At 66.6% G+C, this 24234-nt stretch carries 15 protein-coding genes and 1 tRNA gene; 5 read left to right on the plus strand and 11 right to left on the minus strand.

Annotation, left to right across the window (positions count from 1 at the left end):
• The first annotated feature begins 114 nt into the window (after positions 1 to 114).
• Positions 115 to 1179, plus strand: a complete 1065-nt coding sequence (locus ACFWF1_RS13020) for a PucR family transcriptional regulator (RefSeq protein ID WP_379285005.1) — start codon at positions 115 to 117, stop codon at positions 1177 to 1179.
• 9 nt (positions 1180 to 1188) lie between these two features.
• Here ACFWF1_RS13020 and ACFWF1_RS13025 read toward each other — a convergent pair whose 3' ends face one another.
• Positions 1189 to 1620: a holo-ACP synthase gene (locus tag ACFWF1_RS13025; RefSeq protein ID WP_379285004.1), complete on the minus strand. Its 432-nt coding sequence runs from the start codon at positions 1618 to 1620 to the stop codon at positions 1189 to 1191.
• Positions 1621 to 1631: 11 nt separating this feature from the next.
• Positions 1632 to 10994 carry a fatty acid synthase subunit beta domain-containing protein gene (locus ACFWF1_RS13030; RefSeq protein WP_379285003.1) on the minus strand — a complete coding sequence of 3121 codons (9363 nt, stop codon included), beginning with the start codon at positions 10992 to 10994 and terminating at the stop codon, positions 1632 to 1634.
• Between the two features lie 388 nt (positions 10995 to 11382).
• Here ACFWF1_RS13030 and ACFWF1_RS13035 point away from each other — a divergent pair.
• Positions 11383 to 11464, plus strand: a tRNA-Leu gene (locus tag ACFWF1_RS13035).
• Between the two features lie 597 nt (positions 11465 to 12061).
• Here the strand turns inward: ACFWF1_RS13035 and ACFWF1_RS13040 are convergent.
• On the minus strand, positions 12062 to 12322 hold the full coding sequence (locus tag ACFWF1_RS13040) for a hypothetical protein (RefSeq protein ID WP_379285002.1): 261 nt from the start codon (positions 12320 to 12322) through the stop codon (positions 12062 to 12064).
• Positions 12323 to 12782: 460 nt separating this feature from the next.
• Between ACFWF1_RS13040 and ACFWF1_RS13045 the strand changes: the two genes are divergently transcribed.
• Complete coding sequence (locus ACFWF1_RS13045; protein WP_379285001.1) at positions 12783 to 13607, plus strand: SDR family oxidoreductase; 825 nt, start codon at positions 12783 to 12785, stop codon at positions 13605 to 13607.
• 45 nt (positions 13608 to 13652) lie between these two features.
• Here the strand turns inward: ACFWF1_RS13045 and ACFWF1_RS13050 are convergent, their stop codons facing one another.
• Complete coding sequence (locus ACFWF1_RS13050) at positions 13653 to 13940, minus strand: putative quinol monooxygenase (RefSeq protein WP_379285000.1); 288 nt, start codon at positions 13938 to 13940, stop codon at positions 13653 to 13655.
• Positions 13941 to 14479: 539 nt separating this feature from the next.
• On the opposite strand from ACFWF1_RS13050, the gene ACFWF1_RS13055 reads away from it, so the two are divergent.
• Both ACFWF1_RS13055 and ACFWF1_RS13060 read left to right on the plus strand, forming a co-directional pair.
• Positions 14480 to 16162, plus strand: coding sequence for a flavin-containing monooxygenase (locus ACFWF1_RS13055; RefSeq protein WP_379284999.1), 1683 nt, complete (start codon positions 14480 to 14482; stop codon positions 16160 to 16162).
• A gap of 121 nt (positions 16163 to 16283) precedes the next feature.
• Positions 16284 to 16820, plus strand: a complete 537-nt coding sequence (locus ACFWF1_RS13060) for a GNAT family N-acetyltransferase (protein ID WP_379284998.1) — start codon at positions 16284 to 16286, stop codon at positions 16818 to 16820.
• Positions 16821 to 16934: 114 nt separating this feature from the next.
• Here the strand turns inward: ACFWF1_RS13060 and ACFWF1_RS13065 are convergent, their stop codons facing one another.
• From ACFWF1_RS13065 to ACFWF1_RS13095, 7 genes are all read right to left on the minus strand, one after another.
• Positions 16935 to 17705 (minus strand): DeoR/GlpR family DNA-binding transcription regulator, encoded by a 771-nt coding sequence (locus ACFWF1_RS13065; RefSeq protein ID WP_379284997.1) that lies wholly within the window; start codon positions 17703 to 17705, stop codon positions 16935 to 16937.
• A gap of 42 nt (positions 17706 to 17747) precedes the next feature.
• Positions 17748 to 19052: an alpha-glucosidase/alpha-galactosidase gene (locus tag ACFWF1_RS13070; protein ID WP_379284996.1), complete on the minus strand. Its 1305-nt coding sequence runs from the start codon at positions 19050 to 19052 to the stop codon at positions 17748 to 17750.
• Positions 19045 to 19983, minus strand: coding sequence for a carbohydrate kinase family protein (locus tag ACFWF1_RS13075; protein WP_379284995.1), 939 nt, complete (start codon positions 19981 to 19983; stop codon positions 19045 to 19047). Before ACFWF1_RS13075 ends, ACFWF1_RS13070 begins: the two co-directional genes overlap by 8 nt.
• On the minus strand, positions 19980 to 20861 hold the full coding sequence (locus tag ACFWF1_RS13080) for a carbohydrate ABC transporter permease (protein WP_379284994.1): 882 nt from the start codon (positions 20859 to 20861) through the stop codon (positions 19980 to 19982). Before ACFWF1_RS13080 ends, ACFWF1_RS13075 begins: the two co-directional genes overlap by 4 nt.
• Positions 20858 to 21664 carry a carbohydrate ABC transporter permease gene (locus ACFWF1_RS13085; RefSeq protein WP_379285198.1) on the minus strand — a complete coding sequence of 269 codons (807 nt, stop codon included), beginning with the start codon at positions 21662 to 21664 and terminating at the stop codon, positions 20858 to 20860. Before ACFWF1_RS13085 ends, ACFWF1_RS13080 begins: the two co-directional genes overlap by 4 nt.
• A 128-nt stretch (positions 21665 to 21792) precedes the next feature.
• Positions 21793 to 23082, minus strand: a complete 1290-nt coding sequence (locus ACFWF1_RS13090; RefSeq protein WP_379322176.1) for an extracellular solute-binding protein — start codon at positions 23080 to 23082, stop codon at positions 21793 to 21795.
• 5 nt (positions 23083 to 23087) lie between these two features.
• Positions 23088 to 23909, minus strand: a complete 822-nt coding sequence (locus ACFWF1_RS13095) for an endo alpha-1,4 polygalactosaminidase (protein WP_379284992.1) — start codon at positions 23907 to 23909, stop codon at positions 23088 to 23090.
• Between the last annotated feature and the right edge of the window lie 325 nt (positions 23910 to 24234).

A 24234-nucleotide genomic window follows, 5' to 3' on the forward strand; every position in this document is an offset into this window, starting at 1 on the left:
ATCGGACTACCCTGCACAGTAATGGTCAGCCGTCCACCTCCTCCGGATCGCCGTGCCCTATTGGCTCGGTTGTTCTCGCACGCCACCGAACTGACCGCCAGAACGATCGACAAGATGCGTGCCGAGATACCGACCTACGCGCGGATCGATCCGACGGTGCTGCTGCCCGACGCGGTGCGCACCGTCCAGCAGTTGTTGCGGACCCTGGCCGCGGAGCGCGACCTGACCGACAGCGAGCTGGCCGTCTTCACCGCGCACGGCGAAACCCGTGGCCGCCAAGGCATTCCGGTGACCGAGATGTTGCGCGGCTGGCGGCTCGCGGTCCGGATCGCGGTGGACGAGGTGGTCACGACGGGCCGCCAGCTCGGTTTGTCGGACGGTCAGCTACTCGAGCTGACCAATGACATCCTCGCGCTGACCGATACGGCGATCCTGGCGGTGGCCCGCGGCCACCTCGACGCCGAATTCCAGCAGACCCGCCACGACCAGCAGCACCGCACCGACCTGGTCCGCGGCATCCTGTTCGGCACGCTCGGCCCCGGCGAGATCCGGCTGCAGGTGGAACGTTACGGCTTGGATTCCTACCGGGAATTCCACGCGATCCGGGCCAGGCCGAGCGCCGACCTGGCCGCCGACCTGCTGGCCAAGCTGCTCGAGCCGGTCGGCGGCGACCGCCCGCACGGGCTGCTCGCAGTCATCGACGGCGATGTCGCAGGCATCGTCGACGCCGCCCCCTCGACCGATATCGAGACGGCGGTCGGCATCGGCCCGGCCGCCCGGCTGGACCGGATGGAGCCGTCCTTCCGCCGCGCCACCAGGGCGATGGCGACCGCCGACGCCTTCGAGCTGACCGGCGTGCACGAACTCGCCGATCTCGGCCTGCTGCCCGCGGTATTGGCCGACACCGAAGTCGGCGAGGAACTGTTCCATCGCTACATCACGCCGCTCGGCGAAAGTGACGGCGCCACAGCGCTACTCGACACCGCCCAGCAGTATCTGAGCAACGGCATGCGGGTGGATCACGTCGCCGAGGAGATGCAGCTGCACACCAACACGGTGCGCTACCGGCTGCGCCGCTACCAGGAGCTGGTCGGGATCGATCTCGCCGATCCCGACCGCGCCCTGGAAGCGTGGTGGGCGCTGCAGCGCAGGCGGCTGCGGCGCGCGCACCGAGAGTGACTGTCCGCCTTACCCTTCGCGGCCCTCGATCAGGTCGACCAGCTCGCCCGGATCTTCCAGCACCACCATGGCGGCGGCCGTGTCACCGTCGTGCGTCAACGACAGGTGAACCCTTGCGCGCGGCAAGAATTCGGCGGCCAGGCCGTGCAGCTTGATGCTCGGCCTGCCCCATGCGTCGTTGACCACCTCGATCAGCGGGTAGGGATTGTCGCCGATCTGCGGGCGGCGAGCGAAACGTGATGCGGCCCAAGCCTTGATCACCGCTTCCTTCGCCGCCCACCGCACCGCGTAGCTGCGCGCCGGATCGGTCCCCTTGCTCTGACAGTAGCGTCGCTCGCCCGCGGTGAAACTCTCTCGGAGCATGGTTGTTCCGGCGCGTTCGAGCTGTTCGGCGAACTCGGAGATGGTCACCAAGTCCAGGCCGATACCGAGGATCGTCATAGGCCGGGAGCCTACGACCTGGTCTGGCGGTCGGTGCGCGAACTGTCCGCAATGTGGCCTGCGCCGCAACCGAAGCCGTCGGCCCGGTAGGCGCCGTCGCCACCGAGGCGAGCCTCGGCCGACAGCAGCACATCCGCTTCCAGCTGACGCGCCTGCTTGGCAGGCGTGCCGTCACCGCCCATCCGGCGGTCCGCAGGCCGCTCGTACAGCGGTGCCCCGCCGCACATCGCCTCGGTGAACCGCTGCCGCCCGGCGAGCTGACGCTGCTGCGCCCGCTCCTGGTAGGCCGCGCGCCGCTCCGGGTCGATCGCCTGGATGAACGCCTCCGGATGCACCACCGCGAGCAGACCGTTGACGTGCCCGAAGCCGAGCGAGGTCAGCAGGCCGGCCTTCAGCGCGAACTTCTCGCCGAAGCGCAGCGGTTCGCGCGCCCACACCAGGTGCGGGTACGCCTGCATCTTCTCGTCGACACAGTCCAGGCTCCGGTTCGGCGGCACCACACCGTTTTCCAGCACCTGGCACAGGCCGATCAGCTGGAACGCGGCCGCGCCGCCCTTGGCGTGTCCGGTCAGGCTCTTCTGCGAGACGACGAACAGCGGCGCCCCGTCGGAGCGGCCGATGGCCGTGGCCAGCCGGGTGTGCAGCTCGGACTCGTTCGGATCGTTTGCCGCCGTAGAGGTGTCGTGCTTGGAGACGACCGCGATGTCGTCCGGTCCGACGCCGAGCTTGCGCAGTTCGGCCGCGAACCGGGATTCGCGCCCGCCACGCCCCGCACCGAGCGCGCCGAGACCGGGCGCCGGGATGGAGGTGTGCACGCCGTCGGCGAAGGACTGAGCGAAGGCGACCACGCCGAGCACCGGCAGGCCCATCTCCACCGCCACGTCACCGCGGGCCAGCAGCACGGTGCCGCCGCCCTGCGATTCCACGAATCCGCCGCGACGGCGGTCGTTGGCGCGGGAGAAGTACCGGTCGCTGATGCCCTTGGCGCTCATCGCCGCCGAGTCCGCGGTGGCCGACATGTCGCCGAAGCCGACGATGCCCTCGATGCCGAGATCGTCGAAGCCGCCGGCCACGACCAGTTCGGCCTTGCCGAGCCGGATCTTGTCGACGCCCTCTTCCACCGACACCGCGGCGGTGGCGCAGGCCGCCACCGGATGCACCATCGCGCCGTAGCTACCGACGTAGGACTGCACCACGTGCGCCAGCGCCACGTTCGGCAGCGCCTCCTGCAGGATGTCGTTGGCCCGCGACTCGCCGAGCAGGTTGTCGACGTAGAGCGAGCGCATCGAGGACATACCGCCCATGCCGGTGCCCTGAGTGTTGGCGACCAGGCTCGGGTGCACCCAGCTCATCAGCTCGGCCGGGCTGAAGCCGGAGCTGACGAACGCGTCCACCGTGCAGACGACGTTCCAGAGGGCAACGCGGTCAACGGAATTCGCCATCTCGGCGGAGATGCCCCAGATGGTCGGATCCCAGCCGGTCGGGATCTGGCCGCCGACGGTGCGCGACAGCTTGGCGCGGCGCGGCACCCGAATCTCGGTGCCCGCCTTGCGCGTCACCGTCCAGTCGGCCGAATCCGCCACCGGCACAATGACCGTGTGCTCGGGGTCGGCCGCGTGGAAGGCGCGGGCCTCGGCCTCGCCGCCGACCGTGAACGTCAGGTCCTGATCGAGGAACACCGACGTCATCAGCGGCGCGCTGTTGTCGACCATCGCGCCGTCGTCGCCGTAGCGGCGCACACCGCAGCGGGCGACCACCGCGTCGTGGTACTTGTCGGCCAGCTCGGCCTCGGGGACATAGTCACCGGATTCGGCGTCGTACCAGCCGGGCTTGGGGTCGTTCTCCCAGGTGACCAGGCCGGTGGTCCAGGCGAGCTCGAGCACGCCCGCGGCCGAGAGCTGGTCTTCGACCTCCATCTCGAACCGGGTGCGCGCCGAGCCGTACGGGCCCAGCTCACCGGCGCCGACGATCACGATCATGTCGGCGAGATCGGTGGTGACCGTGCCCCATTCGGGCACCGGCAGCACCGAGGACAGGGTCGGCGGCGCGGGCAGCGCCGAAATCGTCACCGCCGCATCGTCTTCCACGTCTTCCGCGGCGGCAGCGTCTTCCACGGCCTGCTTGGCCAATGCGGGCAGATCGAGCTTGGCCCTGGCCAGTCCGCCGGTCAGGTCGATCTGCTGCGGGCCGGTCGCGGTGACCTGGCGCGCCCGCGAGGTGCACCACTTGAGCAGCTCGTCGGCCATCTCGGTGGTGGACCAGGTGGTCACGCCCGCCTTCTCCACGGCGGCGACCATCGGGTCGTTGTGGCCCATCAGCCCGGTGCCGCGCACCCAGCCGATCATCGCGTGCACCAGGGTGACCCGGGTCGACCACGACTTCTCGGCCCGCCACTTGGCGACCACCGCGTCGAGCGCGGCCTTCGACTCGCCGTAGGCGCCGTCGCCGCCGAAGAGGCCGCGGTTGGGCGAACCCGGCAGCACCACATGCAGTTTCGCGTCGACGTCGTGATCGGCGCCGACGGTGGACAGGCCACCGATCAGCCGCTCCACCGACCAGAGCAGCACGCGCATTTCCATTTCCGCGCGTGCGCCCGCGTCGGCGAGGTCACCGGCCACCCGCGGCGCCGCGAACGGCAGCAGCATGGTCGGCGTCATCGCGTCCTTGGTCTTGATCTTCGCGCCACCGGCGTTGTCGACCTGTTCGGTGCCGACCCACTCGATCAGCGCGTCGATGTCCTGGTACGACGCCATGTTCGCCGGGACCACCCAGAGGGCGGCACCGTGGCGGGCGTTGTCCCGGTACAGCTTCCGATAGAAGCCCAGGCGATCGTCGTTGAGGCTCGACGTGGTGACCACCACGGTCGCGCCGCCGCCGAGCAGCCGCCCGGTGACCGCCGCCGCGATGGAACCCTTACTGGCACCGGTGATCACCGCGATGTCCGCGGACCAGATGCCGTTGTCGTCGCTGCTCAGCGCGGCCTCGGCGACGCGCTCGTACACACCGGCCAGCACCGAACGGGCCTCGTGCTTGGCCCGCTCGCGCCACCAGTTGGCCTGCGCGGCAACGGCTTCGCCCGCACCGAGGTAGCCGGCCACCGGCAGTTCCGCGGTCTCGGCGTCGTCGCCGAGCCACAGCCGGGCCAGATCCTCGCGGGCCGTGGCCCACCGGTCGTCGAGCAGCACGGCCTTGCGGGGGTCGAAGGCGGGCGCGACCAAACGCGGCCAGTCCGAACCCAATTCGGCGGAGACCAGGTCGACGAGGGAGTTGTCGGTCGCCTCCGGCGCGGACACCTGCTCGGCCAGGCCGAGCTGTTCCAGCACGACCCTGGCTGCCGTGGCGAGCACGCCGTCGCGGCCGGTGATCTGCTCGGTGAACTCGCCCAGCGCGGCCGCGTCGACGGTGCCACCGCCGCCGCCACCGGTGGAGGGCAGCGAGACCGCGACGCCGCGACGAGCGGCGACGGCCTGCACGGCGGTGTCGATGGCGGCGTCGACCGAGGCGGCATCGCCCAGCGCGCCGGAGACCAGCCCGCCGAGGTCGCCACCGCGGACGCTGGCGCCTTCGCGGGTGCCGAGGGAGACCTCGGCGGTGACGTGGTTGGCCCAGCCGTCGCCGAGCTCCCAGACCTTCTTCACCCGCTCGGCGATCGCGGCGGGCCGCTTGCCGGACGGGCCGAAGACCTTGCGCAGGTGGTCACCGATGGAATCGGAGAGCACCGAGCCGAAGGGCTTGTAGGTGCGGGCGAGCCGCTCGACGGTGACCGACAGCGCACCCATGTCCGCGTCGGCGGCACCGTCGATGGCGCCGAGCGAGAGCTCGGAGCCGAGGTCGACCAGCAGCTGGTTGCGACGCGAGGAGACGCCGTCGCACAGGCCCTCGATGGTGTCGACCGGGCCGATCTGGTCCAGTCGCAGCTTGGTCCACAGCGCGATGAGCACGCGGGTGGCGTCGGCGGCGGTGAACGCGATGTCGTCCGGACGCGGTCCGCCCGAACTGGCCACCGGCGCGGCGGCCGCCACCGGGGCCGCGGCAGGCGTTGCGGCCGAAGCGGTTTCGACGGTCTCGTCGGCGGGCTCGTCGACCGGCGCGGGATCGGTGTCGGTCGAGTAGACGATCCCGGCCTCGCGCTCGATGTTGAGCACCTCCACCGTCGCGGCGCTGAACGCGGGCAGCTTCAGCGTCTGGGTGGCCAGGTTGGCCACGGTAGGCGTTGCGCCCAAACCGATTTCGACGAACCGCTCGACGCCGAGGCCGCCGTGCGCGGTGTCGGTGAACAGCAGGTCCTGGGTCTCGATCCAGCGCACCGGGCTGGCGAACTGCCACGCCAGCAGTTCGACCAGCACGACGCGGCACAGCTCGACCGGACGCGCCGACCAACCCTCGAAGTCGGCGAGCACCGCGGCGAGCGGCTCGGACGGCACCAGATCCGCGATCTCCTGGATGAATTCACGTTCCAGCGAGAACGGCTTGGGCACCAGGTTCGGCACGTAACGACCGATCAGGACTTCCGGGTGCAGGTCAGCGGGCAGCAGCTGCTCGAGCTTGTGCCGGAACTCCGGTACACCCTTGCGCAGCACGGTGGAGTGGAACGGCACGTCGATGCCGGGCACCAGGATGAACGCCCGCTTGCCACCGAATTCCGCACGGCGCCGGTCGATCTCGGTTTCCAGCGCCTCGAGCCCGGCGACCGTGCCCGCGATGGCGTACTGCGAGCCGCGCAGGTTCAGGTTGACGACCTCGAGGAACTCCCCCGTCGCCGTGCCGATGCCGGTGACGAAGTCGATCACCTCGTCGTCGGGCAGCCCGATCTGCGACGGCCGGATGGCCGCCAACCGGTAATCGCTGCGGCCCTGGGCATCACGCGGCACCAGCTCGTGCATCGCGGACCCACGCTGGAACACCACCTCGAGCACCGCCTCCAGCGGCAGCACGCCGGCGGCCGCGGCGAGCGCGTTGTATTCACCGACCGAGTGCCCGGCCAGCATCGCGCCCTCGACGAACGCACCGGCCTCACGCAGCTCGGCCACCTGGGCGACACCGAGGACCGCCATGGCGACCTGGGTGAACTGGGTCAGGTGCAGCACGCCGTCCGGGTGCCGGTGTTCGACACCGCGCGCCTTGAGGTAGGTCGGATTGTCCCGCACCACAGCGAGAATCGAGAAGCCGAGCGCGTCGCGGGTGTGCTTGTCGGCACGGTCCCAGATCGCCTTGGCGGCCTTCGAGCGGGTACGCGCGTCCAGGCCCATGCCCTTGCGCTGAATGCCCTGGCCGGGGAACGCGTAGACGGTCTTCGGCGCGGCGGTGCGACCGGTCGCGGTCATCACCAAATCGCCTGCGGCGCGGCAAGATACCTCCACGATCTCGCTGCCCCCGTCCACCGCGATCCGCTCGACGCGCACGTCGATCTCCGCGCCGGGGCGAACCATGCCGAGGAAACGGGTGGTCCACGCGGTCACGGTGCGCGGCGGAACCGCGCTGTCCGGGTCGACCGCCGAGACCGCGTGCTGCGCGGCGGCCGAGAGCCACATGCCGTGCACGATCGGGCTGCCGAGACCGGCCAGCTTGGCGGCGGAATCGCTGGTGTGGATCGGGTTGTGGTCGCCGGAGACCGCGGCGAACGCGTGCATGGTGCGCGGCGCGACGACCGTGACATCGCGGCGACGGCGGCGCGGGGTGTCGGTGGCCTCGTCGGAGACCGTGCCCGCCGCGCGCGGCGGATCGGTGAGCTCGCCCGCGCCGTTGCGGCCGCGGATGGCGAACCGCTCGGTGAGGGTGGCCACGGTTGGCATGGACAGACCGGTTTCCGGCCGGTCCAGCAGGCCCGCGATGTGCACCCGCACCTCGACGACGCGGCCGAGGTCGGTGTCGAGCGTCTCGCCCGCCTCCGCCCGCACCGCGAGAACACTTGGGCTGCTGGGCAGTTCGCCCGCCAGCACGATCTGATGGTCCAGGTGGACCAGGTCCAGCATGCCTTCGATGACGCTCGCCCCATCGGCGGCACGCGAGGCACCGAGCACGGCGAACACGGCGGGCCAGCAGGCGCCGACCAGCACGTCGGGGACGGTGCGGCCGAGCGTGCTCAGTGCCGCAGGCAGACCCGAGCCGGTCACGCCGGCGTGGTCGGCGACGAGGTCCGGCGACCACGCGATGTTGAGGTGGGCGACGTTGCCCTTCACCTCGGGCAGCTCCTGCCCGGCGGCGACGGCGAGCAGCGCGGCCATCGCCTCGTGCGCGTCGGCCTCGGTGACGACCGGAGCGCCGCCGTTGTAGGTGGCGGTCGGCACGGTGACGCGGATGCGAACCACCTTGCCGCCCAACAGCGGAACGGTCAGCTCGACGTAGGAGTTGTCGGCGTCCGGTCCGGTGGTCTCGGTGAGCGTGGCGCCGCTCGGCGGGTGCACCGCACCCTTGCCGTCCACGGTCCAGTCGGCGAGATCGCCGAGCCGGTGCACCGGGTTGACGGTGGTGCGACCGGACCATTCGATGTCCGGCGCGGCGATCACCGTGTCGATCGGGCCGGTGGTGACGCCCGCGACGCGACGCGCGTCGATGGCCACCGGCACCACACCGGCGCGCACCAGCGAGTACGCCGTGTCCTGCTCGAACCGGTCGAGCAGCTCGCCGACGGGCTCGTCGACGCGGGTGATGCCCGCGACGGCGACGGTGCCGGGGATGACACACACCTGGTCGGCCGAGTAGCGCGGATCATGGGCCTGCCACAGCGAATCCGAGCGCCACCAGCGGCGCACGTCGCCGTCGACGACCGGCACGAAGTTGACCGGCTTGCCCGGGGTCTTGCACAGCGTCACGAAGAACGGGACGTCGGCCGGGTGCAGCAGCGTCTGCTCGGCGACCGGGTACTGCGCCTTCAGTGCGCACAGCGCGCCGACCGGGTTCTCGAACTCGGCGTCGGTGGCGAACAGCGTCGGGATCTCGCCACGATCGGCCGAGTGCAGCCGAGATTCGGTGCGCCGCATCATTTCCGCGAAACGGTCACGCCAGGTGATGTCGAGCCACACCGAGCGGGTCGCGTCGGTGATCGCGTCACCGATGTCACTGCCGCAGTCGAAGTCCTTGCGGCGGTCCAGGCCGACCGCGAGCTCGACGTAGCGCTCCAGCCAGTCCAGGTAGGTCATCGCGGCCACATCGCCGAAATACGGCTTGGCCGTGGCGTTCAGCGCCTCGATGATCTCCGCGCGCCGGGCCGCGACGGCGTCGGCGTCACCGGCGACCTCGTCGAGCAGGCGGCCGGTGCGCGAGGCGGCGTTGTCGATCTCGTGGATGTCGGCGCCCAATTGGCTACGGCCCGAGGCCATTCCGCCGGACGCGGTGCCCGCACCGACCCAGTCGGGGGTGCCGGGGGTGTCGACGAGCAGCTGCTTCACCTCGGGCGCGGTGGTCGCCTCCAGGGTGGCCATCGCGGCCGTGCCGACCAGCACGCCGTCCAGCGGCATCACCGGGTAGCCGTGCGGGGTCGCCCACTCGCCGGTCAGGTATTCCGTTGCGCGCTCAGGGGTTCCGATGCCACCGCCGACGCAGACCACCACGTTGTCGTGGTTGCGCAGCTCGGCGTAGGTTTCCAGCAGCAGGTCGTCCAGGTCTTCCCAGGAGTGGTGCCCGCCGGCCCGGCCGCCCTCGATGTGCATGATCACCGGATAGTCCGGCACCTCCGCGGCGATCCGCAGCACCGCGCGGATCTGCGCGACGGTGCCCGGCTTGAACGCGACATGCGAGATGCCGACCTCGGTGAGTTCCTTGATGAGCGCGACGGATTCGTCGAGTTCCGGAATGCCCGCCGTGACGATGACGCCGTCGAACGGCGCGCCCGCGGTGCGGGCCTTCTGCACCAGTCGCTTGCCGCCCAGCTGCAGCTTCCACAGGTACGGGTCGAGGAACAGCGAGTTGAACTGGACCGCGCGGCCCGGCTGCAGCAGCGTCTTCAGCTCGGCGACGCGATCGGCGAAGATCTGCTCGGTCACCTGGCCGCCACCGGCCAGCTCCGCCCAGTGGCCCGCATTCGCCGCCGCGGCAACGATTTTCGCGTCGACAGTGGTCGGTGTCATGCCCGCCAGCAGAATCGGCGAACGTCCGGTCAGCTTGGTGAACGCGGTCTCCACCACGATCCGGCCGTTCGGCAGCCGGACCGGCCGCGGCGCGAACGCCGTCCACGGTGCGGCCGTCTCCGGCGCGGCACCCGGGGTGAGCAGGCTGCGCTGCCCCGCCCGGGTCGCGGCGGCGACCATGCCGACGCCGGTGCCCTTCAGCGAGCCGCCGGTCACCCGGGACAGCAGGTCGCCGGGGCCGAGATCCAGAATCCATTGCGCGCCAGCGGCAACCACGCCGTCGACGATCTCCACCCAGTCGATCGGATCGACCAGGATCTCCTGCGCGAGCGAACCGGCCAGCGCCGCGTCCAGTCCGCACTGATTGGCCCACGAAGTCACCAGATCCACCGTGTCGGCCAGCGCCGGGTGGTGGAACGCGACATCGACGGCCACGTCCTCGAAGACCGGCGCGAAGATGGCGCCGCCGCGGAGCTTGGTGTCCCGCTCCCGCGCCTGCTCGTCATGAATCTGGCTGCAGCGCTGGCGAACTCGCTCCAGCTGGGCGGGCGTGCCGGACAGCACCGCGCGCCTGCGCCCGTTGCGGATGGACACCACCGCGGCCGCCGCCGGGTCAACGCCCTCGGCCACCTCGGCGACCACCGCGCGCAGTTGTTCAGGATCGACATTCGACACCGCGACCATCGGCGAACGCTCGCCCACCGGCATCAGCCCACGCCGCCGCGCCACCAGCCCGGCGGCCGCGCCGATCAACTGCGCCAGCGCCAGGATCTCGGCGTCACGCTGCCCGCCGGACTCCACCGCGGTCGCCGCCAGGCGGCCCTGCGAGTGGCCTACGATCGCCACCGGCGCGTGTTCGGTCGGGTCGAGGCCCTGCAGTCGCAGCGCGCGCATCGCGGCCACCTGAGAGAGCAGCACGCCGGGCATCGACACCGCGGCCGAACGCAGCTCCAGCGCCGACGGCGCCTCGGACACCTCACCCTGGTCGGTGTCGACCAGTTCGTCCTCGAGCATCCACCCGATCGGGTCGAAGCCGACGGGACGGACCACAAGCAGTTGTGCCGCAACGGGTTCCAGCAGCGCTTCCGCCTCGTTGACCAAAGCGGTCAATTCGGGCTCCAGCGCGCTGTCGCGGCCGATCTCTTCCAGTTCGTCGAGCCACTGGGCGCCCTGTCCGCCGAAGGCGAGCGCGTACGGCGTCCCGCTCAGCAGGCGATCCAACAGTGGCGATCGGGTCCCAGCCCCCTGGGCCGCACCGACCTTCGCGCTCTGTCCAGTACCGGTCTCGGTGCTCTCGTTGATCGTCAAGACGATTCGACTTCCTTCTCCTGGCGACGCGCCCTGGCGAGACACGCCGCTCCCTCCGGTGCGCAGGTGAACCTCAGCGTTGGGGCCTGATAACGGCGAGGATAGCCAAAATCATGAGGAAATCCTCACGTTTGTTCCGCCGCCAGAGCGCATACTCCCGAGTATTCATGTACGTCCGTACCAGAATCATGACAAACATGACCCTTCCTCATGTTTGAACACGCTGGTCTGCCGGGTTACTAACACGTACGAAACATGAGCGCTCCTCATGTTGACAGTTATCTAATCGTTATAATCCCTGGTAGAGTTACTGACCAGTACGCCACGCCCGCCCGAAGCTTCGCGAAGTCGGTCAAGCCCGGTAGAGTTTGCACGGTCGTACCATCACGCGCGAGTGGCGAAATTGGCAGACGCGCCAGATTTAGGTTCTGGTGTCCACGGACGTAGGGGTTCAAGTCCCCTCTCGCGCACAGCTTTGACACGTATATGTGTCACGAATGTCCCGTTCAGGGTTCAGGGGCTCTAGAGCACGTCACAGATGCGCCATTCAGGCCTCTTCCAGCGCACCGTCAGGTCACCGATGACGCTTCGGCGTGGTCGAGTGGACCCTTGCGCGCTCTTGAACACACGCCGCGACGCACTTGAGACACGCGAGATGTTTGCTGAAGCAAACGAGCAACCGACTCCATACCCGACCGACTGGCCTCTACCGGATAACGGGGTGGTCGCTGATCCAACACCCGACGAAGACCGACGAGCCCGGCGTGTCCCACCGAGCCGATTTCCGCGAATCCATGCGAAGCCAGCAACCATCGGTGTAGTAGGGCCGCACCTCCTTTACCCCGGCACTCAGCCCACCGAGAACTCCCCAAAACGGGCACCGCAACGCAACAGCTAGCCCTCTAGCCGTTGCGCGCACCGAGCACGGGAATCACCCTCTGGTTCTGCGGATCCCGCAACGGCGCCAGCAGCGACGACAGCGCCTGCGCCTGCCTCATCTCCCTTGACCACGGTGCCGAACGTCGGGGTCATCACCGCTTTCTCGCTGACCCACCCAACTCATGCAGTCAGGCCGAGGCGGGCTCCTCTTCCGCGTCCTCGAAGTTGAAGTAGACGGCCAGCATGAACGGCTCCGGCTCACCGTATGCCCAGGTCCACGAGACGTCTATCAGGAAGACATTGTGCTGACTGATCCACCGCTGTGCCTTCCCGAACACTTCTGCGGCGGTGTCGGCAGAGAACTGTCGGCAGGCAATGGGGTGGACCTGGGAGTCTTCGTTGGAGTCGTCGAAGCCGCGCGGGACATCGATGCAGTAGTCAGGATTCATGTGCTGCATTGTGTCGAGTGAGGAGCCGGATTGAGCGGAAAATTCCTTCCCCTATCGACGCGAAAAGACGTGAGCGGTGCCCCATCCCGACGCCCGGGGTCACCGATTCAGCCGTCACGCGTCATCAGAGAAGCTCGGCCGACAGATGACCTGATCCGCGCCCGACAACCCTGCGCCGCACCGTCCAACTTGACTGTGCCGCAGCGGCATGGACTGAACTGCCAAGCGCCCGGCACTCACGTGCCGTGACGTACGAAGCACTGCCTCCGGCGCACCGAAACCGGAGAAGCGCGCGAACGCGATTCCGATCATCGAGAAAGAGATTCATGAAATCCATTGCACGAGAGCTCGTCATCGGCGTCTGCGCTATCGCCGTATGCGTGCTCGCCGCGCCCGCGAACACTCCAGGCCGATGAAAGAGCACCCACTTCCAACACGCATATCGGACTAGAGGTCAACAATGAGATTCCTCGTCACGGGTGCCTCCAGCGGCATCGGTCGAGCGATTGCCGTCAGACTTGCTGAGGGCGGCCATGAGGTTGTGGCTGGAGTGCGGCGAATTGCCGACGCGCCGGCCCACCCGCGCATCCGGCCGGTAGCGCTGGACGTCACAGACGCCGCGCAGCTGGCTGCGGCAGCGAAGGATCTCGGTCCGCTGAGCGGCTTGATCAACAACGCTGGAGTCACCTTTTCCGGACCCATGGAGCACATACCGCTCGATCGTTTGCGCGAGCAGCTGGAGATCAACGTTGTCGGGGTCCTGGCCGTGACCCAGGCGTTCTTGCCCGCGATCAGGGCTGGACGCGGACGCCTCGTCATGATCAGTTCGACCGCCGGGCTCGTAGCTACACCCTTCCTCGGCGCCTACAGCGCCTCGAAGTTCGCCGTCGAAGCGATCGCGGACACGCTACGTCAAGAGCTGGCGCCATGGGGTGTGCCCGTCATCGTGGTCAACCCCGGTAGCTTCAAATCGCGGAATCGGGCCAAGACCGAGGCAACGGTGCAGACAGACCGCGCGATCATGGGCGAGACCGCAGAGCACCGGTACGGCGATGCCATGGATGTCGCCACCCAGTTCAACATGAAGATAGAGGCCGGAGCCGGAGCGCCAGAGCGGGTCGCCACCGTCGTCGAGCGAGTCCTCACCGCGCGCCGTCCCCGACCGCGCTACCTCGTCGGTACCGACGCACGAATAGCTGTCGCGCTGAAGCGACTGCTGCCGGCCCGAACCATGGACACGCTCCTGACCAGAACCATGGGCCTGCCACGAAACTCCTCGGACTGAGACTGAACCCACTTATCGCCGATGTCAGCGCGGCGACGGTGTGTTCTATTGATCGAGCGGCTCGATCGGATTGAGCATTACAACAACACGAGGTGCCGCGTAGGCGTTTTCGCTGAGGTTCAAGTACTGCTGGAAGTAGTCGCGCTGGAGGACTTCGTTGACGTATTCGTCCATGTCTCGCCAGCGCTCGTGCAGGACAAACTTTCCGGGTTCATCAACGGATTCGTTGGCGTACAAGCAGACGCATCCCGGCTCTGATCGCGCGGGAACCAGGACCGCGCGCAGTGCGGCGAGGAACTCAGTACGCGACTCTGGCTTGATGGTCAACGTCACCTGCATGCTAAAGGCTTGTCCCACAGTCAGATTCCATTCTGTTCTACGACAACTATCGTGCTGCAACCGATCACGCTGTTCGGCTGTTGATACTCGAAGGTGCGCAACCTATTCCGTGATCACTCGGGCTCGGTCGGCGCGGCGGGGTGTGGTAACTAGTCCAGCAAAGCCGTGAGCGTGGTCAGCGTCGTCGACGTGATCCAGTGCGCGTCTTGACCCGGCCCGCGCGGCGACGGCTGCGGAATCGAACCTTGACGTTCAGGCCGATCGCGACGGGCTGGTCGAAGGTCTGCGCTTGGCGCAGCGATTGTTCCAGACACCCTCATTGAAGGCCGCGACCGGGGGCAAGGCCCTCGGTCCCCACGCCTGGGACGAACATGTTCTCGGCGACGAACGCGCTGCTCCAGGATGCCGGCACCGAACAGCACCGATTCGGTTGACCATGCCGCCGCGGCACACTCCAAACTGTCGTCCGAGCATCGGATCTCGGGATCGCTCGACACGACCGGAGTGCTGGTCACACGCAAAGGAGACAGGGCATGTCGATGAATACCGGTGATATGAGCTGGGGCATCGAGTACGAAGCAGTCGTTGTCGGGGCAGGGTTCGCCGGACTCTATGCGCTGCATCGTCTTCGGGACACGCTCGGTCTCACGGTCAAAGTCTTCGATATCGCCGGCGACGTCGGTGGTACCTGGTACTGGAATCGGTACCCCGGTGCCCGCTGTGATATCGAAAGCTGGCACTACTCTTACTCTTTCTCCGAGGAACTGCAGCAGGAGTGGACCTGGAGCGAGCGATTCGCGGGGCAATCGGAGATCCTGCGGTACCTACAGCACGTGGCCGACCGGTTCGATCTGCGCCGAGATATCCAGTTCGACACCGCGGTCATCGCCGCAACCTATGACGAGGCGACCGATCGGTGGGATATCGAGACCGATGACGGCGAGCGGACACGGGCGCGCTACCTCATCTCGGCCGTGGGTAACCTGTCAGCGATCAAGGAACCGGATTTCGCAGGCGTAGAACAGTTTTCGGGCCCGATATACTCCACCGCCCGATGGCCCCACGAGCAGATCGACTTCACCGGACTGCGAGTCGGCGTGATCGGGACGGGATCCAGTGGTATTCAGATCATTCCGGAGATCGCCGAACAGGCAGCACATCTCACGGTCTTCCAACGGACGGCGAACTACGCCACGCCGCTGCGCAATATTCCGTTGGCGCGGGCCAGAAGTGACCGCATCAAGGCTTCCTACCGGGAACTCAGGGCGCCTTCGCGGGACTCATTCGGCGGCCTCCCGTACGCCCGCGCACACGGCTACGCGCTCGCGGCCACCGCCGAACAGCGCCAACGCGTCTACGAAGAATGTTGGAACGAAGGCGGATTCGCCTTTTTCATCGGCTCCTTCTCCGACATCCTGAGCGACCGCGAAGCGAACGAGACCGCCGCCGAGTTCATCCGGGCCAAGATTCGCGAGCGGGTCACCGACCCGAAGACCGCCGAACTCCTCGTTCCGCGCAGATACGCCTATGGCACCAAACGCCCGCCCTTGGAGACGAACTACTACGAGACATTCAACCTCGACCACGTCGACCTCATCGACGTCGGTAAGGAGCCCATCGCCGAAATCACGGCGCGGGGCATCCAGCTCGGGAACACCGAATACTCGCTGGACACAATGATTTTCGCGCTCGGTTTCGACGCGATGACCGGTCCGCTGCTCCGAATGGGCATCACCGGCCGCGCCGGGCGCACCCTCAACGAGGCATGGTCGGCGGGCCCGCAGACCTACCTCGGTCTCATGACCCACGACTTCCCCAATCTGTTCATGATCACCGGGCCACAGTGTCCGGCCGCGTTCTCGGTCACGCCGATCGCGATCGAAAACCATGTCGACTGGATCAGCGACTGCATCGCGTATCTGCGCGACCACGATGCGGTATCGATCGAGCCGACACGCCACGCGCAGGACCGATGGGTCGCCCACACAAACAAACTGGCCGAACGCACACTCCTACCGAGCACCAACTCGTGGTACACCGGCGCCAATATTCCTGGTAAACCTCGGGTTTGCATGGTCTACACCGGATCGGGTTCCGGCTACCAGACGGCCTGTCGTGAGGCCGCCGACGAGGGATATACGGGGTTCCATCTCCGGCTACTTTCATCGGCCCCCGCATCGGGGCAGCAGCCGACGCCAGCTACTGATACGGCTTGACCATGCCGTTGCGGCGTGGTTTGAACTTGTTCCCCGAGACGGTGAACGTGGCCGACGCTCGGGTTTAAGAAACGTGAAAAGGCCAGGTGCGCTCAGACGCACCCGCATTTGTGGAGGTACCGTGGTTCGCATCGATATGCTTCCGAGCGCAGCGGCTTCGGACGACCAGCTGGTTGCCGAACTGACCGCGCTGATCAATCAGGTGTACGAGGTCGCCGAGGCGGGGATATGGGTGGACGGCGCCGCCCGCACCACGCACGCGGAGGTGGCGGATCTCGTCGCGGCGGGTGAGATCGCGGTGGCCCGCGATCCGGATGGGCAGCTCGTGGGCTCGGTGCGGATTCAGCGGCTCGGCGACGGGCTCGGTGAGTTCGGCATGCTGGTCGCCGCACCCGGTCGGCGTGGTACCGGTATCGGGCGCGAGCTGGTCCGGTTCGCGGAACGGCGCAGCGCCGAAAATGGTGCTCACACCATGCAATTGGAACTTCTCGTCCCGCGAGATTGGACCCATCCGGCGAAGAAGTTCCTTGCCGAGTGGTACACCCGCATCGGCTATCGCGTCGTCCGCCGCGGTGCTCTCGAAGACGACTATCCGCACCTTGCCCCGCTGTTGGCCACACCCTGCGACTTCATGATCTATAACAAACCGCTGCCATGAAACATGGGGCTCGCGCATGAAATGCCCGGCCGGGGAGAGGGTTTCGACGTGCCCAGGAGTGGTTGCCACGCACGACCTGGACCGTGAGTCGGGCAGGTCGCGGAACGGCCGTGGCTACACCACGTACACAGCGACGCCTATGCCCACGAAGCGGCGGAGCAGATCTGCAGGTGCGCCACGGTCGGTGATGAGATCGTGGACTGCCCTCGCCGGGCAGATCAACGATGCGGCTTCGGCGACAAGTTTGGGGCTTTCGGCGACGATGACGACTCGGCGAGCCCGAGTCGTCATCAGCCTGCCGATGCTGGATTCGGCTGCCCAGCGCGTTCGCGCCCCGATATCGACGCCGAACGCATCGACTCCGAGTATCGCCAGGTCGAGGTCGACCTGGCGCAGGGTGTCGCCGGCGACCGATCCGGTCAACTCCATCGAGTCCGGCATTGCCATCCCACCGGTCACCACAAGTTTCACTCCCCCGCAGATCGTCGGGTCTGCGGCCACGGCGATGGCGTTGGTGACGACAGTGACGCGACGACGGTCCCCGGGCATCCGCGACGCCCTACTCGCGATCGCGCGGGCAACTTCGAGGGTCGTGATACCACCGTTGAGACCCACGGTGGCACCGGCCGCGACCATGTCCGCGGCTGCCTGAGCAATGCGCTGCTTACTCGAACTCTGGCCGCTGCCTGCACCCTGGAGTGCGCCCGAACGGTCGACCGCCCCACCGTGCGTGCGCCACACGAGTCCGCGTTCGTGCAGGCAATTGAGGTCCCGGCGGATCGTGACACTGGAGACACCCAGCCTTTTGGCGGCGTCGTCGACATCGGCATGCCCTTGCGAGGTGATGAGCTCGAGCAGTGTGATCAGGCGCGCGTGCCGGTTCATTTGTGGGACCACCTTTTCCGAAGCCTGCGGAATAGTCCGAGTTCAGGGCACCAATGTGCCGCGCAACGAGGGTTGCAGCAGACCGGAGTGAGCCTGGACCATCTCATCGCACAGGGCCCAGATCTGCTCCACCGTCAACGTCGCCGCGGTAGCTGGATCCACCATCGCCGCGTGCCGGATGTGGCGAGGTTCGTTGTCGAGCGCGGCGGACACGACCAGTTCCGTCATGTTCAGGTAAGCCCGGTTCAAGGCCGCCAATTGCGGCGGAAGTTCGCCTATCGGCTGGGGGTGAACGCCTGATCCGTCGACGATGCAGGGAACTTCGACGACGCTGTCGGGGGGCAGGTTGGTGATCAAGCCGCGGTTCGGGACATTGCCGTACACGGTTCGAGGTGTGTCGCTGACGATGCTGTGGATGATCTGGGGTGCGTATTCCATCGTGTTCTGCACCTCCAGCGGTTTTCCTTCGGCCAGCAAACGCCGGGTGAGTTCGTATACCGCGACGTTCTCGGCCACGATGCCGAGGTACTCACCGACAGGTATCCGCAGCCGCTGCACTTCACTGCCATGGTGCAGGTACCAGGGCACATATTCCGACGAGTGCTCGCTGGTCTCGGTCGGGTAGTAGCCGAGCCGCCGGTACATGTCGACGCGCACGCGGCGACGCAGTTCTGGATCCTTCTCGATCAATGCGTCGAGGCGGTCGTACAGGTCCTCCCCGGCACGGGTGAATTCCAGCACCCAAGCCTGATGGTTCACCCCGGCCGCGCGGTAGGACACCTCCTCGAACGGCACATCGACCAGCTCCGCGAGTCCCCGCACTGTCCAGTACACCGAATGGCACACCCCGATAACGCGGGTCAGGCCGGTGGCCTCGCGCAGGTATTGCACGTTCATCACCATCGGGTTGGTGTAGTTCAGCAACCACGCTTCCGGGCACACCTGCGCGATGTCCGCGCCGAGCGCCTTCAGGAAAGGAAACGTACGCAGGCCACGGAAGATCCCGCCGATCCCGAGGGTGTCGCCGATTGTCTGGCGCAAGCCGTAGCGGGCCGGGATGTCGAAGTCGATCTCGGTGGCCGCGCCCATGCCGATCTGGACGGTATTGATGACGAAATCGGCGCCTTCCAGCGCGGCACGCCGGTTGATATGCGCAGTGATGTTCGGGGCGGCGCCGCGGGCCTCGGCGATGAATTTCGCGGCCGCCTCGGCAGTTTCGAGCCGTTCCTGGTCGATGTCGTGCAATGCGATATGCGCTTGCTGTAGCTCGGGAAATGCCAGCAGATCCGTGAGCAATCCCTGAGTGAACTCAACGCTGCCCGCGCCGACGAATGCAATCTTAGTCATGGATTCTTTCCATTCCGTGGCACGTCGCCATCGCTTCGTCCCAGGTCGGTTGGGCGGTCGTGCCGCCGATGTCGCGTGTGGACAGTGCCCCGCAGATCGCCGCGATCTCGAGCGCTCGCTGTGCCGTGCTGCCTGCGAGGGTTGCGGCGACGAAGCCCGCGTCGAAGCTGTCGCCGGCGCCGACACTGTCCACTGCTATTACAGGTGTTCCTTTGGTTCTCAACAGATTCCGGCCGTCGTAGGACAGCGCTCCGGCGGCGCCGTTCTTCACCACCACGGTCGGGCCATGCCCGGCAAGCGCGATGGCCGCGGCCTCGACGGTGTCCGCGCCGGCCAAACGCATGGCTTCGGCGGCATTGGGCAAAAGAAAATCGACCTCGGAGTACATTCCCGGCACCTGCCACCGCCCGGCTGGATCGTCGTTGGTGTCGAGGGACGTGGTGTGTCCCAGCGACCGGACTTCGGCGAACAGCACCGGAAGTTGGATAGCCAGTGCGGGCATCAGGAAGTACGACGCGGCATGGACGTGTCGGCAGCTCCGCAGCAGCGCGCGCGGCACATCGGCCGTGGTGGTCGCCGATAGCGTCCCGGGCGCGGTGACGATCGCCCGGTCGTCGTCACGGGTGATCACCACCGTGAGCGGGGTGGCCAGCTCGGGGTCGGTGATCAGGGCCGAGGTGTCCACTCCGTGCGCGTCGAGGGAATCTCGCACGAATCGCCCGCTTTCGTCGGCCCCTACGCGGCCTGCGAAAGCGACGGTCAGTCCGAGGCGAGCGGCGCCGCAGGCCATGATCGCCCCGGAGCCGCCCAGTGTGAGCACCCCGGAGGACGCAAGCTGTTCTCGCTGACCGAATTCCAGCGGCCCGGCCATCGGTCCGATGATCACGTCGGGGTTGGCATCCCCGATGACCAGCAGGTCGATCATGGTCATCCTTTCAGCCCACTACCGGCTACGGACTCGATGAACGCCTTCTGTGCACCGAGGAACGCCAGCAGCACGGGTGCCACGGTGATCACGTTGCCCGCCATCACCGCGGACCAGTGCGTCTGGTGCTGTCCGTGGAAGGTCGTCATGCCCAGCTGCAGGGTGTAGGTGCTGTCGTGGTTGAGGGCGATCAATGGCCAGGTCAGGTCGTTCCACGTGGTCAGGAAGGTCAGCACGGCGACGGTGCTCAGCGCCGGGCGCGACAGTGGCAGCACGATTTGCCACAACACGCGCCACGTCGAGCAGCCGTCGATCCACGCTGCCTCTTCCAGCTCGCGGGGCAGCGACAGGAAGAACTGTCGCATCAAGAACACCGCGAACGGCGTGACCAGGGCCGGCACGATCAGCGCGCCGAGGGTGTCGATGAGGCCCAGCCATTTCATCACGATGAATGTCGGAATCATCGTGAGCTGGAACGGTACGACCAGCGTCGCCAGCATCATCACCAGCATCGTTCGTGACCCGATGAACCGCATCCGAGCGAACGCGTATCCGCCCAGCGTTCCGAAGACGAGATTCGAGACGACCGCAGTACCTGAAACGATCAGCGAGTTGAGGAACCAGGTCGGGAACTTGGCGTTCGACAACACGAACCGGTAGCCGTCGAGATGAATGCCCGAGGGCCACAGCGTGGGCGGGAACTTGTTGATCTCCGCGTCGGTCATCACCGAGCTGAGCGTCAACCAGATCAGCGGCACTGCGAAGAGCAAAGCTAACGGAGCCAGCAGCAAGTGCCACGCACTGAACGGCAGCCGGAGCCGACGAACAGCAGCGGCGGCGCCGTTGGACGGCGGTCGAATACGACTGCGCGCGTGGGTGATCACCGCGAATTCCCTTCCGGAGAGCGGCGGCGCGCCATGAGCCGTCGTGCCAGGCCTAGTCCGAACAGGGCAACCGCGAGGACATAGGCCGCCGCGGCACCGTAGCCCGCGGTGAAGTTACGGAAAGCCTGCTGCCAGATGAAGAAGACGATCAAGGTCGTCGAGCCGAGCGGGCCTCCTTTGGTCGATACGTACACCAGGTCGAACACCTGCAGCGCAGTGATCGTCTGCCATACCAGAAGGAACATCGTCACCGGCATGACCGTGGGAAAGACAATGTGCCGCAGCAGGTTCCAGCGACCGGCGCCATCGAGACGCGCGGCCTCGAGCAAGGTCTGCGGCACATCCTGCAGCGCGGCCAGATACACCACGACACAAAACCCCGACCCGCTCCACAAGGTAATCGCGATCAGGACGAACAGTGCCTGTGCGGGGTCGGTGAGGAATCCCTGCGGAGACAACCCCACGCGGTGCAGCAACGAATTCACCACGCCGACCTGCGGGTCGAGCATGAACGAGAACAACACGCCCTGAGCGGTCGCCGACACGACGAACGGCACGAAGAACAGCGTCCGATACAGGCTTACGAACCGCAGGCGTCGATTGAGCGCCAGCGCAAGCGCAAGCCCGAAGATGATGCTCAGCGGCACGAACAACACTGTGTATATCAGCGTATTCCGCACAGCCTGACCGAAATTCGGGTCCTGGAACAAAGCGCTGTAGTTGTCCATCCCGACCCAGCGACTGGGTGTGACCAAGTCGTTGGCTTGGAACGACAACAGCAGCGACCAGATCACCGGAATCATGCTCAGGCCGAGGATGATCAGCACAGACGGCGAGATGAACAGCCACGCGGTCCTCGACTCGCGCCGACGTCGGCGCATATCTTGCGGCCGCGGTGTCAGGGCAATAGGAACGGGAGACACGGGACTCCTCAACGGGGGATATGCAAAGCGGCATCGGCATCGCGACGACAACGACGCAACGCCTCCGCGGGACTACGCCGGCCGTACAGAACAGACACGATCGCCTGGCCCAATGCCTGAGAGATCTGTGGATAGGCCGGATGTACCGGACGGGCTCGCGAATACTCCAAGGCGCGGGTGAACACATCGAGGCCCCTGATGTCTTCGATCTGGTGCTGCCATTCGGGCAGCGCTTGCGCCGGCCGACTGAGTGGCAGGCTGCCTGCCCCCATATCCCAGCGCACGTCCTGCTGCGGATCGTTGAGCCAAGTGACGAATGTCCGTGCGGCGTCGACCCGGGCCTTGCCGTTGTCGAACAGTGTCCAGGTGTCCGGACCCGAAATCGTTATCGGTTTACCGCTGAAGCTGGGCATCGGCGCCACGGTGTAGTCCACCTTCGCGTCGATGATCTCGGCCAGCTGCCACTGTCCGGTGATCACCATGCCCATCAGGCCGGACTTGAACACCTGATACATCTGGTCGGTGCCCGGTTTGGCGTCGATGTAGGCGCTCTTGTCCCGGGCGAGATCGGCAACCACCTGTAGCGCGCGCTCGCCGACGTCGGCGAACCCGACGGTCTTGCCGTCGGCAGCGATCACGTCGCCGCCCAGATCCCACACCATCGGCCAGAGCCGCCACGTAGTGTCCTCGTCGCCTACGCCGGGCCAGCCGGTCCCGAAGGTTCCGCGGTCGGCATCGGTCAGCTTGCGGGCGGTGTCGGTGAAGTCTTTCCACGACCACCCTGGGATCGGCAGCGCGACACCAGCATTGGCGAATACCGCGTTGTTGCAGACCACCGCAAGGGAATCGGTCAAAGCCGGAGCAGCACGCACCCGGCCATTGAGGGTCAGCGCGGTCTGCACCGGCTTCCAGAGGTCGTTCCATCCGGGCAATGCGTCGGTGAGGTCTACGACGTTCGGGCTGCGGGCGATGCTGGCCAGGTCCGAACCGAAGATGTAGGCGACGTCCGGGAAGGCTCCGGAAGCCAAGGCCGCCAGCACCTTTTGCAGCATTTCGTCGGCGACCACGCCGCCGCCGCCCAGGTCGATCCGGATGTTCGGATATGTCCGTTCGAAATCGGCGACCAGTTCTTCGACCACCACACGGTTTCGTTCGTTCTGCCCGTGCCAGAGCTGGATCGTCACCCGGCCGTCCGGCCCGACACCGCCTTTGGATCCGCCACTACACGCCGCCGAAACCATCCCCAGCGCAATCGCGGCGCCGCCGCGAAGTGCAGTGCGACGATTCAGCGTGGTCACCGAATTCACTTACGGCAGGTTTCGCGGACATATTCGCCACTATTGGGCGCGGTCACCTTCTTGTCGCGCCGCACAATACTCAGCCGGTCCTTGAAACCCGCACACGCATCCGTCAGACCTTTGGCAGTATATTCGATGACGACCACATGATCATTGAAAGCCGCCGCGTATTTGTCACATTCACCGAACTGCCCACATTCTTCGGCGACAGCGAAGTCGAGGCCGTTCTTCCGGGCGGCGCCGAGGAGATCGGAGGTGTTCTTCTGTGCGATCGCCAGACCCTTATCGTGTGCGTGCGCCGACAGTAGCTGAACGAACAGCTGCGCCTCTTGCGTGGAGAACAGGCCTTGCGACCGTTCGTAGCTGTCGTAATTATCGGGTTCGACACCCTGGAAACCCTTTGCGGCGCAGATGTCGATCCAGCCGTTGACCTTCGCGGCGATGCGCTGACGCTTGCCGTCCTCGCGCAGATCCAGGATCGCCTCGCCGGGCCATCCCTCGTCCTCGATGACCTCACCGTTCTCGTTGCGCAGCAAGAGATCTGGATCCCACTGCCCTTGGGCGCCTGGTTGGGTTTGAAATGCGTTCACATAGCAGATGTTGTAAACGCCGGGCGCCGGCTCCTTGGTGTAGTCACGCGAAATCACGCCGACTCCGGGAGGCGGGGTGTACGGCGCGCCGATTTGGTAATCGAATTCGGCATGCGGCGGCGGAAGCACCACGGGTGGCGCAGCGGATGCCGGCCCGGCCGAAGCGAGGAGGACGATCGATACGCAAGCGATAGCCGAGGCAGTTGCGGCAGCCACCCGAACACGATTGATGCTCATCTTGATTCCCATTGACTACTGCGGGTGGCGACCCCGCCTCGGACGGAATCAGAATCCATCCTGGCGACTGGGGCCGGGCTCAGGTTGTTCACCAATTACCGGCTGGGCGCACCTCGGGCGTCGAATACAACTCGACGCCCCTTGGAGTCAAACAAAGATTTCCGCGTACGTCAAGAAGCTGCAGAATCGGATTCGAAGATCGATCGAAACCGATCATCCAACCACCCTGCACTATCAGAACTTCACGCCGTCCTCGTTGTCGTTCAGGCCTGCTGCGCGGCGGTGACCAGCGCACTCAGCAGTCGCAGGTGGTCGGCATCGGCTC

This window comes from Nocardia sp. NPDC060255 (genome assembly GCF_042727395.1).
Lineage (GTDB): Bacteria > Actinomycetota > Actinomycetes > Mycobacteriales > Mycobacteriaceae > Nocardia.

Coding starts and splice junctions, on each gene's coding strand:
- ACFWF1_RS13065 (WP_379284997.1), bottom strand. CDS start 17,705: ATGAACCGGCACGCGCGCCTGATCACACTGCTCGAGCTCATCACCTCG.
- ACFWF1_RS13025 (WP_379285004.1), bottom strand. CDS start 1,620: ATGACGATCCTCGGTATCGGCCTGGACTTGGTGACCATCTCCGAGTTC.
- ACFWF1_RS13070 (WP_379284996.1), bottom strand. CDS start 19,052: ATGACTAAGATTGCATTCGTCGGCGCGGGCAGCGTTGAGTTCACTCAG.
- ACFWF1_RS13095 (WP_379284992.1), bottom strand. CDS start 23,909: ATGAGCATCAATCGTGTTCGGGTGGCTGCCGCAACTGCCTCGGCTATC.
- ACFWF1_RS13040 (WP_379285002.1), bottom strand. CDS start 12,322: ATGAATCCTGACTACTGCATCGATGTCCCGCGCGGCTTCGACGACTCC.
- ACFWF1_RS13055 (WP_379284999.1), top strand. CDS start 14,480: ATGTCGATGAATACCGGTGATATGAGCTGGGGCATCGAGTACGAAGCA.
- ACFWF1_RS13020 (WP_379285005.1), top strand. CDS start 115: ATGCGTGCCGAGATACCGACCTACGCGCGGATCGATCCGACGGTGCTG.
- ACFWF1_RS13085 (WP_379285198.1), bottom strand. CDS start 21,664: ATGATTCCGGTGATCTGGTCGCTGCTGTTGTCGTTCCAAGCCAACGAC.
- ACFWF1_RS13045 (WP_379285001.1), top strand. CDS start 12,783: ATGAGATTCCTCGTCACGGGTGCCTCCAGCGGCATCGGTCGAGCGATT.
- ACFWF1_RS13075 (WP_379284995.1), bottom strand. CDS start 19,983: ATGACCATGATCGACCTGCTGGTCATCGGGGATGCCAACCCCGACGTG.